At 61.3% G+C, this 11,734-nt stretch carries 10 protein-coding genes; 9 read left to right on the top strand and 1 reads right to left on the bottom strand.

Annotated elements, in window-relative coordinates; translation table 11 throughout:
- Positions 1-184 precede the first annotated feature (184 nt).
- Positions 185-1,999, bottom strand: coding sequence for a sigma 54-interacting transcriptional regulator (locus AB4Y44_RS34220; protein WP_368702011.1), 1,815 nt, complete (start codon positions 1,997-1,999; stop codon positions 185-187).
- Positions 2,000-2,367: 368 nt separating this feature from the next.
- Between AB4Y44_RS34220 and AB4Y44_RS34215 the strand changes: the two genes are divergently transcribed.
- The 9 genes from AB4Y44_RS34215 to AB4Y44_RS34175 all read left to right on the top strand — a co-directional run bounded on the left by AB4Y44_RS34215 (position 2,368) and on the right by AB4Y44_RS34175 (position 11,724).
- Positions 2,368-2,904, top strand: coding sequence for a flavin reductase family protein (locus AB4Y44_RS34215; protein WP_368702010.1), 537 nt, complete (start codon positions 2,368-2,370; stop codon positions 2,902-2,904).
- Positions 2,905-2,920: 16 nt separating this feature from the next.
- A complete protein-coding gene (locus AB4Y44_RS34210) occupies positions 2,921-4,126 on the top strand; it encodes an acyl-CoA dehydrogenase family protein (protein ID WP_368702009.1) in 1,206 nt (401 codons plus the stop codon).
- A 73-nt stretch (positions 4,127-4,199) separates the two neighbouring features.
- On the top strand, positions 4,200-5,435 hold the full coding sequence (locus tag AB4Y44_RS34205; RefSeq protein WP_368702008.1) for an MFS transporter: 1,236 nt from the start codon (positions 4,200-4,202) through the stop codon (positions 5,433-5,435).
- A 13-nt stretch (positions 5,436-5,448) separates the two neighbouring features.
- Complete coding sequence (locus AB4Y44_RS34200) at positions 5,449-6,702, top strand: CaiB/BaiF CoA transferase family protein (RefSeq protein WP_368702007.1); 1,254 nt, start codon at positions 5,449-5,451, stop codon at positions 6,700-6,702.
- Positions 6,703-7,776, top strand: coding sequence for an acyl-CoA dehydrogenase family protein (locus tag AB4Y44_RS34195; RefSeq protein WP_368702006.1), 1,074 nt, complete (start codon positions 6,703-6,705; stop codon positions 7,774-7,776).
- Positions 7,777-7,792: 16 nt separating this feature from the next.
- Positions 7,793-8,950 (top strand): acyl-CoA dehydrogenase family protein, encoded by a 1,158-nt coding sequence (locus AB4Y44_RS34190; protein ID WP_368702005.1) that lies wholly within the window; start codon positions 7,793-7,795, stop codon positions 8,948-8,950.
- 28 nt (positions 8,951-8,978) lie between these two features.
- Entirely contained in the window at positions 8,979-9,743 is a 765-nt protein-coding gene (locus AB4Y44_RS34185) for an enoyl-CoA hydratase/isomerase family protein (RefSeq protein WP_368702004.1), read from the top strand.
- An 88-nt stretch (positions 9,744-9,831) separates the two neighbouring features.
- A complete protein-coding gene (locus AB4Y44_RS34180) occupies positions 9,832-10,773 on the top strand; it encodes a 3-carboxyethylcatechol 2,3-dioxygenase (protein WP_368702003.1) in 942 nt (313 codons plus the stop codon).
- A 75-nt stretch (positions 10,774-10,848) separates the two neighbouring features.
- Entirely contained in the window at positions 10,849-11,724 is an 876-nt protein-coding gene (locus tag AB4Y44_RS34175) for an alpha/beta fold hydrolase (protein ID WP_368702002.1), read from the top strand.
- Positions 11,725-11,734 lie beyond the last annotated feature (10 nt).

The raw sequence follows: 11,734 nt of genomic DNA, 5'->3' as shown, positions 1-11,734 counted from the left end.
CAACCCGCGAATATCAGTGTGATCGACCGTCGAGATTTACTGCTACGTCGCCCTCAGGAAATTCACATGACATGTACTCGAGAAGCAGAAAACCGATCCCCATTGACTCGTGAAGTCATATCAGTCCAATGCATCTGATTGCTTGCTATTCGCGACTTTGTATCGCCCGGATTCCACCTGTCTCTCACTGCGACACAGCTTGCGCGCGGGCCCGGTTCTTGAGGCGGTAATCGAGCTGCGCGCGTGTCAGACCGAGCAAAGTCGCAGCTCTCGAGACGTTGCCGCCGGTTTCAGCCATGGCGGCTTCGATCAGCGCGTTTTCGACCTCGGTAAGCCTCGCCGTCTGCTGCTGAATCGCGCCACGGGCCCACTGGTTGAGATCGGGCGGTGGTCTGAAGGCTTCCGCCGGATCGGCACCCAGCGATTCGTCACCCGCATTCAATACCTGCCGTCTGGCTACGTGGCCAAGCTCGGTTAGCCGCATCAGGCTGGCATTGCCGAGGCTGGTATCGACGCTGAATAGATGCCGCAGATCGAGTGATTCGCCATCGTTCGCGACGATAACTCCGCGCTCGATCACGTTCTCGAACTCACGGATATTGCCCGGCCATTGATAGTTCAGCACTGCCTGTAGTGCGCGCGGCGTGATGCCCGGAATGTGACGGCCATGCAACGTTGACAGCCGCTTGATGAAATGCTCAAGCAGCAGAGGCAGGTCGTCGCGCCGCTCACGCAGGGGCGGAACGCGTATCGGAAACACGTTGATCCGGTAAAACAGGTCCTCGCGAAACCGTCCTTCCTTGACGGCCTGGGGCAGATTCTCGTTGGTGGCGGCCACCACGCGCACGTCGAGCTTGATCGTCTTGTTGGAACCGAGTCGTTCGAACTCGCCGCTTTGTAGAACGCGTAACAGTTTGCCTTGCGCGCTGAAGCTCAGAATGCCAATTTCATCCAGAAACAGGGTGCCGCCGTTGGCAGCTTCGAACCGCCCTGGCCTGGATTCGGCCGCACCTGAATAAGCGCCGCGCTCCACGCCGAATAATTCCGACTCGAGTAACGATTCGGGAATCGCTGCGCAGTTGACCTCCACGAAGGGGGCGTTGGCGCGCTTGCTCCAACGGTGGGTTTCCCGCGCGACCTCGCTTTTTCCGACGCCACTTTCTCCAAGCAGCAACACGGTGGCCTGCGTGTTCGCTACACGATGCACCTTGTGCAGCGCCGAAGTGAAACTAACGGACGAGCCTACCAGCCGATCGGGTTCGCGGGTGCTGCTGTCGTCCGCTGCCTTGCTGGTGGGTTCTGCGCTGAATTGAGGCGCAATGGACGTGCGCGTCGCGCGATTGGGCTCGGCGCTCAGGTAGTGCAGGTCTTCCTCGGCGTTTTCCCAGTTTTCCGCCGGCTGCGCAATGATGCGGCACTTGCTCTGACCCATCGCGCGGCATTCGACTTCACGGGCAAGGATGCGCTTGCCCATGATCTTGCTGAGGAATCCAGACGTATAGCCAATGCTCATCCAACAGGCGGGCTCGTGGTCCTGACCACAATTGGCCAGGTGGATTTCGTCCTCGACACTGTCGCTCCAGAAGAACTCCGAATAACAATAGCCCCCCGTGCTGTCGACCTCAACATGAACGGGTTCCGCCTTCACATAGCCTTCCAGCGCATGTAACTGCACGCCGGCGGAGATGATATCCCGTTGGGACAAGTGATTGCGCACATTCCAGGCGAGTTCGGCATCGCGCGAGCCGGTGGCATAACCCAGCCGCGTGAGCAAATGTCGGGCGGCCTGCTGACCGAGGACGTCGATCAGTTCTCGCCGCAGCACACCGAGACTCTCGGTCGGAAGCAGGAGCATTCTGCGGTCGCGCAGCCAGATGCGGCCTTCCACCGGATTGAAGTGCAGGTGCTCGAGAATGTCGGTGAAGTCCATCGCATCGAGCGGTTTCAGTTCGGGTGATGAGCTGCTGCTGGGCTGGCTGTCGGGAGATGAGGCAGTCATTGAATATCGGTTAAAGGTAATTGGGGCAATTGCCCTCACTGTACAAAAGGAGACGGGATGCGGAAATTCATGAAATCCCGACCCCGATGGCGATATTTCGCATGCGCCGAATCATGAATTTCTGAATCGCGGACGCGCGACATTCTCGGTCGAGTCTGCGGGATATCCCGGATAGGAAAACTGGAAAGCGCGTGGGAATCGGCAAATGTCGGCAATGCCGTGATGCTTGGCACGCAATTTGCCTTATAGGAAGTGCCATGCACGAAAACATGGATGTGCCCGCAACGAACGGCACTCATGGATGTGTCACATGGCTTTCGAATAAGCGGAGACGCGTGATGGGAATGCCTCACTTGGAATTTCAGGCGATGACTACCGCCGATGCTGTTGAATGTATTGATTCATCGTTATTTCGCGCAGGTATGCGCCGACTGGCCGGCGCATGCACGGTAATTGCCTCGCGCGGAGAGTCGGGCAAGGCTGGCTTGACCGCGACCGCAGTCTGCTCCGTTAGTGCTGAGCCGGCACGCCTCCTCGTGTGCGTGAACAAATCGGTGTGGGCGCATACGGTCATCGTTGAATCCGGCCGGTTAAGCGTGAACATCCTGGCCGCGCATCAGGAAGACGTCGCAAGGCGCTTTGCGGGCATGGTCACCAATGTCGTCGGCGAGGATCGCTTTCGTGGCGCGGGCAACTGGCGCGAGGGCAAATTCGGGATTCCGATTCTCGATGGCACGCTCGTTTCGTTTGGCTGCAAGGTGGTGGAGCAGATCGAGGCGACATCGCACACGGTGTTCCTGTGCGCTGTCGTCGAGGTCTGCTGCGACGCGGAGAGTAGCTTGCCGCTGGTGTATTTCGAGGGGAATTTCTCTCAGCTAGAGCAGGCAAAAATCAACAATTCCTGATATCGAGGAGATAGATGTGAGTACAGCGATTAAGCAGGACATCCATAAGGACAACCCGACCGAAGAGACTCTGGTCGAACGCGCGAAAGCATTCGTGCCGATGCTGCGTGAACGTGCGGCGGAAATTGAGAAGAACCGCGCGGTGCCCGCCGACATCATCGCGGCTTTCAGGGAGGCGGGTTTCTTCCGCATCCTTCAGCCGGCACGCTGGGGCGGATATGAGATGAACCCGTCGGTGTTCTACAAGGTGCTGATGGAATTGGGCCGGGGCTGCAGCAGTAGTGCGTGGAACGCAATGATTCTCGGGGTCCACACCTGGGAGTTCGGCCTGCTCGATTCGCGTGCGTGCGAGGACGTATGGGGCAAGGACGATTCCGTGATCGTGGCGTCCTCGTATCCGCCAGTCGGTACCTATCGCAGGGTGGACGGAGGCTACATCGTCAGTGGGCGCTGGCCAACCTCGAGCGGTACGGATCACGGCCAGTGGGCGTTCCTGGGGATGACGTTGAAGGCTGAGGACGGCACGCCGAACGATCGGATTGCGATGCTGGTGCCGCGCTCCGACTACAAGATCATCGACGACTGGCACGTGTTTGGTCTGGCCGGCACAGGCAGCAAGAGCGTGGAAGTGAAGGATGCGTTCGTTCCGGAATACCGGGCCCACAGCACGGTCGATTACCGCATGAGCGACCGGGGCGACATGTACCTGTATTCGTTCCAGCAGGTTTTTTATTCCGCGGTGTCGTCGTCCATCATCGGCATGGCCCAGGGTGCGGTGGATGAGTTCATCCGCCAGATGCGCACCCGCGTCAACTCCAGCAACGGCGTCAGGGCGGCACTGAGCCCGTATGTGAAGGACCGTCTCGGCAATGCGCAAGCGCGGGTGCGCTCGTCGCGGGCCAGGATCCTGCACATCGCGCAGGAGACGACTCGCTATGTTGAATCCCGGCAACTGGTGCCGCTCAGCGAACGCGTCGCGATCAATCTCGATATTGCTCGCGTCGGCCGCGAGTGCGAAGAGGCTGTCATGCTGCTGTTCAAGGCCACGTCGGCCCGAGGCATCTATCTCGACAATCCGCTGCAGCGTACTCTGCGCGACGTCATCGCGGCCTCGAATCACATTACGCAGAACGCTGACGACACCGCCGGCATCCTCGGGGGTTATCTGCTCGGCGAGCCGTTGCCACCGATGCTGTTCTCGCGTGATCCCTCGCCACAATAAGACACGAGGCAAGATGGGAGGCGTGTGCCCATCTTACCTCTGCAAGGACAATAAATTCCGGAGACGAATCACCATGCGAACAAACAATTCTGGCGAAAACTGGGATTTGAAGTACGAAATTAAAGCTGTGCTTCTGCTCGCCTTGGGCTTTGCCCTGGTCACGCTGGATCGGAATCTCATCTATCCGCTGTTTCCTACGATCGCGAAGGATCTAGGTCTGAACTATCGCGATCTCGGGATGATTTCCGCGAGTCTGTCTCTATGCTGGGGCATATCGGCGATGTCGTCGGGTCGTCTGGCCGACAAGTTCGGTACCAAGCGGGTGCTTGTGCCGGCCGTGGTCCTGTTTTCGCTGCTGGTCGGTTTCGGCGGTTTCGCTAGTGGAATGGTGAGCCTCGCAGTGATGCGGGGCCTGCTCGGCGTTGCCGAAGGGGCTTATCAGACCGCCGGGGTCGCCGCCACGGTGGAGGCGTCGAAGCTAGGGCGGCTTGGCCGGAACGTAGGTCTCCAGCAGATGTCGGGACCGCTCGTCGGATTGGCGTTCTGCCCGGTGTTCGTTGTCTGGGCGCTCAAAGTGTTGCCGAGCTGGCACTGGGTCTTTGTGGTCGTCGTCCCGCCGGGCCTGATCGTCGCGGCGCTGCTCGCGAAGGTACTGCGCTCCGCCGAGCTTGGTCAGACCGTCGGACAGGCAACGAAATATACGTGGCGAGACGTAATGCGGCACGGCAACGTGCTGCCTGCCATGATGCTGCAGTGCTGTTCCATGTCGGGTCTCGTGGTGCTGTCTGCATTCCTGCCGCACTATCTGACCGATTATCTGAAGCTGGATCGCGATTCGATGGGGACAGTGCTGGCTGGCCTCGGCGTGGGCGCTAGCATCGGCCTAGTTGCACTGCCTGCGCTGTCCGACCGGCTCGGCCGCAGGCCGGTGATCGTGGGGGCGCTGCTGGGCGAGTGTATTGCCATCTGGGTGTTTATTAATATCGGCGCCGCTCCGCTACCGTTGTTCGTCGCACTGACCGCGATCGCGTTGTTCGTCGCGGGTGTCATCGGCACCACTATCGGACCTCTGGCGTCCGAGTCGGTGCCACACGGGCTTGGCGCGACTGCGACCGGTGCCATCGTCGGTGTTGCGGAACTGATCGGCGGCGTGATTACGCCGGTCGTGACGGGCGGTCTTGCTGTGAACGCGGGAATTTCCGTGATCGTGAAGATCGCTCTGGGCACCGCCCTGCTGGGACTGATCGTGGCGGCGCTGTGGATCAGGGAACCGCGCCGCGAATTGCCCGCTCAAGGTATGGCTGCGTAATAAGGAACGGGCAATGTCGAGAAAGAATCGTCCGCTTGATGGCCTCATGGTGCTGGACTTGGGGCAGGTCTATCAGGGGCCGTACGCGACGTACCTGATGGCCAAAGCCGGCGCGACCGTCATCAAGGTCGAGCCGCCGGGCGGTGAGCCGGTACGGCAACGTGAAGCGATCAGCAAGGGCGCTGGGATTCCATTTGCACTTCTGAATGGACATAAGCAGTGCATCACGCTCGATCTCAAACATCAGCAGGGTAGGGCCGTGCTGATGCGTCTGGCAGAAAAGGCCGACGTGCTGCTTGAAAACTTTGCACCAGGCGTGATGGACAGGCTCGGGGTTGGATGGTCGGTGCTGCAAGAGATCAATCCGCGTCTCGTGTACGCATCGGGTTCGGGTTACGGCCTGTCGGGCTCGGACCGGCTCAAACAGGCTATGGACATCACCATCCAGGCGGCGTCCGGCATGATGAGCGTGACGGGCTTCCCGGATGGTCCACCGGTCAAGTCAGGACCGGCGGTGGTCGATTTCCTGAGCGGTATTCACCTGTATGCGGGTGTGCTGACCGCTTTGTACGAACGGCATTTCACCGGTAAAGGGCGTCTGGTCGAAGTCGCCATGCAGGAGACGGTCTACCCCACGCTGGCGTCGAATCTGAGCTTTTATTACGACTTCGATGAGATTCCGCCCCGCACCGGCAATGAGCACGGCGGACGTTCGGCAGCGCCTTATAACGTGTATGCGGCCAAGGATGGCCATGTCGCCATCATCGGCGTGACTGAAGGGCACTGGAGCAGTCTGTGCAAGGCGATGGGCCTCGAGCATCTGTCCGGGGATCCGCGCTTTGTCAGCAATGTCGAGCGCGTGCGCCATATGGAGGAGACCGATGCGCACGTTTCGGCTTGGGTCGGCACGCTCACGCGAGACGAAGCCTGCGCCGTGCTAGAGGCACACAAGGTGCCACATGCGCCGGTGCGCAATGCGGTCGAAGTCACTAACGACCCGCACATGCATGAACGTGGTTTCCTTGAATGGATCGACCACCCGCAATTTGGCCGGGTCGCCGTCGCGGACAGCCCGTTGCGCCTGCACGGCACCGACCATTTGCCGGCGGCAGCTTCCGCGCGCCTCGGCGCGCACACGCGAGAAGTCATGACGTCGGTGCTGGGAGTCGATGCGGACGAGTTCCTTGCGTGGCAGGCGGCAGGGGTGTTCGGTCCCCAGCCCGAACTGGCTGCCGCTGGCACGGCTTGCACAACAGCAGAGAAATGAATGAACGAGGTTCCCTTGACAGAAGAAAACTCCCTGGTACTGAACGCGGCCGAACGCATTTTCGCGGATCTCGCGGATCCGCAGACCATTCTGCAGATCGGTTCGGATGACTGGAAGGCTCCGTTGTGGCAGGCACTGAATGAGATGGGTCTGCCGCAGGCGTGGCTGCCGGAAGCGTCCGGCGGATATGGCCTCTCCCTGGCAGAGGGTTTTGCCGTAGTAAGAGCCGCAGGCCGAGCCGCGCTGGCCATTCCGCTCGTGGACACGATGGCGGCCGGCTGGATCGCCGGTCAGGCTGGTTTGTCCTTGCCATCGGGCGCCGCCGTGGTGATCGTGGTGGGCAGCCGCGCCTCGGTGGAACTGGACGGCACAGCAAAACTCTCGCTGCATGCAATGCATGTTCCGTTTGCGCGCGAGGCGCAGTCTTTCGTCGTGGTCGTTGACGACGGCGAGGCCGCTCGGGTCGCGGTGGTGCCCGCCAGCGCGTGCGAGATCGTTGCTGGAACGAATCTCGCGGGGGACGCCGCAGATGACGTGCGAATCGTCTCCGAAGCCCATGCCAGCGCGCGGGTGCCGGGTCTTTCGGCGGAGCGGTGCCTGGCCCTGATCGCGACGTGTCGCGCATTGCAGATCGCGGGCGCGTTGCAGGCGGTGCTCGACATCAGTGTGGCGTATGCGAAGGAACGCGTGGCGTTCGAGAAAACCATCTCGAAGTTCCAGGTCGTACAGCAAAACCTGGCCCGACTCGCCGATGAAGTCGCAGCGGCGGTGGCCGTGTCGGAATCGGCTGCGGATGCGCTGACGCAGTCCGGCCTGTCAGCGGCGCAACGCCTGCTCGAGGTCGCCTCGGCCAGGGTGCGCTGCGCAGAAGCCGCCGAGACGGGCAGCCGCATCGCCCATCAGGTGCTGGGCGCGATCGGCTTTACGGAAGAGCACATCCTGCATCGCTTTACCCTGCGAGTCCTGTCGTGGCGTGACGATTACGGCAGCGAGGCGGTCTGGGCGAGGCGCCTCGGTGCACTCGTGACCCGCGGCACCGGTACCGATCTGTGGCACCTGCTTGCGGCCCGCTGAGACTGAGGAGACAGACATGACTTTGCAATTCGATCCCGTACGTTTGCCTGCGCGCTGCCAGGCGCTGCGCGAAGAGGTCCGCACGTTTCTTGCCGAAGAAATCAAGGCGGGCACGTTCGATCCTGAAAATCCGGGTGTCGACGAAACCAACAGCGTGCTCTTCGCGAAGAAAGTGGCTGCGAAAGGCTGGATCGGCATGACCTGGCCGAAGGCCTATGGTGGACAGGAGCGCAGCTTTCTCGAACGCTACGTGGTGACCGAGGAAATGCTGGTGGCAAAAGCGCCAACGCGCCACTTCTTCGTGGCCGACCGTCAAAGCGGCCCGACCCTGATCCGGTATGCGAGCGAATCCATCAAACAGGACATCCTGCCGCGCATCGTACGGGGGGAACTGTGTTTCTGCATCGGTATGAGCGAACCCGATTCCGGATCGGATCTCTTTGCCGCGAAGGCGAGAGCAACCCCGGTCGACGGCGGCTGGCTGCTGAACGGCACGAAGATCTGGACCACCCTGGCACATCAAGCCGACTACATGATCGGCCTGTTCCGGACCGCTGCGCCCACCAGGGAAAACCGGCGTCACGGTCTGACCTCATTGCTCATCGACATGAAGAGCGCAGGCATTACCTGCAACCCCATTGCCCAGATCGGTGGAGCGAAGGAGTTCAACGAGGTGGTGTTCGAGGATGTCTTCGTTCCGGTTTCGCACCTGATCGGCGAAATCGACGGCGCATGGAAGCAGGCCACGAGCGAACTGGCCTATGAGCGCAGTGGACCCGAGCGTTTCCTGGATACGTTCAGCGCACTCGATGCCCTCGTGGATGCCGTCGACGATGCCCAAGACGATGCGCGTCTCGCCGTGGGGGTGGGACGACTCGTGAGCCAGCTGCATACCTTGCGCCGCATGTCGGTGTCGGTGGCCGGCATGCTCGCGTCTGGCAGGGAGCCAGTCGTCGAGGCCGCGATCGTCAAGGACCTCGGGACGGTCTGGGAACAGGAGCTGCCGCATCGCGTGCGCGATCTGGCGGCGTTCCTCGATGAAACACGGCCGGCGGTGCAGGCTGTACAGCGACACGTGTCGCACGAGCTGCACATTGCGCCCAAGCTGACCATACAGGGCGGCACGACCGAGATCCTGCGCGGCATCATCGCGCGGGGTCTGGATCTGCGCTAACGATTTTCCTCGCAGGAGCTAACCATTCATGAGCGACATCGCAGTTACCCGCTCGGATCATGTCGGCATGATCGTCATTCAGCGTCCGCCGCATAACTTTTTCGACGTCGACCTGATCCGCGATATAGCCGACGCACTCGAGCAATTCGATCAGGATGCACAGGTACGCAGTGTCGTCCTGGCTGCCGATGGAAAAGCCTTCTGTGCCGGTGCGAAGTTTGCCGGGTCATCATCCGGTGCGCCGGCAAGTGCCGAAGGGAGGCGCCTGTACGAGCAGGCGCTGCGCATCTTTGACTGCCGCAAGCCGATCGTGGCGGCGATCCAGGGACCTGCCATCGGCGGTGGACTGGGCGTCGCGTTGGCGGCCGACTTCCGGGTCGCCTGTCCGGAGGCACGGTTTTCCGTGAATTTCACGCGCCTTGGTATCCATCCAGGCTTTGGTCTTTCGGTGACCTTGCCCGAACTCATCGGGCGCAATCGGGCCGAGCTGTTGCTCTATACCAGTCGTCGCATCGATGGCGAGGAGGCTTTTGCGATTGGCCTCGTCAACGAACTGGTCGAGCAGGCAAATGTGCGCGAGCGAGCCGTGGCGCTGGCAGAGGAAATTGCCGCGTGTGGGCCACTGGGTGTGCTCGCCAGCCGGGAAACCTTGCGCTCGGGACTCGCCGGGCGTGTGCGCGCGGCAGTCAGCCGCGAACAGGCGGAGCAGGAGCGCCTCATGGCCACGCAAGATTTCGCCGAGGGCGTGAAGTCCACCGCCGAGCGGCGGCCTGCCAGCTTTATCGGTCGATGAGGTTTCGTGATCGTCGGCTGGCATGCCTCGCGTCCACGAACACTGCCGTTCAACCGCAAGCCATCGCTGAGATGGCAGGAGATTCTTGATGTCGATTCTTGTTGAATGTATGTCTCATACCCCGCTGCAGGGCCATTTCGATCCTGCGCCAGAAATCGTGGCCGATGTTCGGGATGTGACGGCCGCCGCACGCGAGCGCGTGCGTGCCTTCAATCCGGAACTGGTGGTGGTGTTCGCACCGGACCACTTCAACGGCTTCTTTTACGACCTGATGCCACCGTTTTGCGTTGGCGCCGCGGCGAGCGGAGTCGGTGATTACGGGACCCCGGTGGGAGACTTGCTGGTGCCGGCCGATATCGCGAGGAGGATGGTCGAAAGCGTGCTGGCGGCCGACATCGACGTATCGATCTCCTATCGCATGCAGGTCGACCACGGTGCGGCCCAGGCGCTGGAACACCTCATAGGCGGGCTCGATACCTACCCCGTGGTGCCGGTCTTCATCAATGCTGCTGCGCCGCCGCTGGGGACGCTGCGTCGCTCGCGTCTCCTTGGCGAGGCAATCGGGCATTTCCTCCGGCAGACGGGCAAGCGTGTGCTGGTGATCGGTTCGGGCGGCATCTCGCATGAACCGCCGGTGCCGGAACTGGTCAGTGCGCCGAAGGAGGTCGCGGAAGCCCTGATCGCCGGCCGCAACCTGACGCCCGAGGCCCGTGCGATGCGTCAGGAGCGCGTGTTCAACGCGGCCAAAGCATTTACGGCCGGAGAGGCCCCCAACATGCGAGCGTTGAATCCGGAATGGGACCAGGCGTTCCTCGCACGCCTGCAGAACGATTTGCTGTCGGTCGACGCGATGAACAACGACGAGATCGCGCGAGACGGCGGCAAGTCGGCGCATGAAATCCGCACCTGGGTCGCCGCATTCGGCGCACTTTCCGCGTTCGGTAAATACGATGCGCATGTGGATTACTACTGCGCGATTCCCCAATGGATTGCCGGGTACGCGTTCATGCATGCGCAGACGGCGGCTTGAGCAGGGAGGATCGATCTCCGTCACGGCGACGGCATTTCGGCCTTCAGAAAAACGATTTACCCCAAGGAGACACAGATGAGCAACGGTAAAGGTATGTACACCGAAGCAGATACGAGCCGGTTCACGAAGGTGCGCGACGGCGACACCGAATTCAATGTGCACTACAACGACGCTGGTCCCGTCGGCGGCGACGTCGTCGTGATGTTGCACGGTTCGGGTCCGGGTGCTACCGGTTGGTCGAATTTTCACCGCAACGTCGGCCCGTTCGCTGCGGCAGGCTACCGGGTCATCCTGATCGACTTCCCGGGCTGGGGCAAGAGTGATGCGGTCCGGATCACCAGCGGTTCGCGTGGGGAATTCAACGGCCGGATCGTCAAAGGGGTGCTCGACAACCTTGGCGTCAAGCGTGCGCATGTGATCGGCAACTCGATGGGTGGCCACAGTACCACGGCTTTCGCTCTCTCGAACCCGGATCGTGTCGGCAAACTCGTGCTGATGGGGGGCGGTAACCACGCCATCAGCCTGACTGTGCCGATGCCGACCGAGGGCATCAAGATGATGAACCAGGTGTATCGCGAGCCGACGCTCGAGAACGTCAAGCGCATGATGAATGTCTTCGTTTTCGATCCGTCATCACTGACGGACGAACTGTTGCAACAGCGCGTGGCCAATATGCAGGCGCGTCCTGACCACCTCGAGAACTGGATCAGCAGCCTGGCAGCGAACCCCAAGCCATTCAACGATTACGGTCCGCGCCTCGCCGAGGTGACGGCGCCGACGCTGTTGATCTGGGGGCGCGACGACCGCTTCGTGCCGTTCGACGTTGGCATGCGTTTGCTGTGGAACTTGCCGAATGTCGAACTGCACGCCTTCAGCCGTTGTGGTCACTGGGCCCAGTGGGAGCACGCCGATAAATTCAACCGCATAGCGCTGGATTTCCTGGCGAACTAATCGCTTCGCG

It is taken from the genome of Paraburkholderia sp. BR10937, assembly GCF_040965695.1.
Lineage (GTDB): Bacteria > Pseudomonadota > Gammaproteobacteria > Burkholderiales > Burkholderiaceae > Paraburkholderia.
This window is presented reverse-complemented; position numbering and strand designations above follow the sequence as displayed.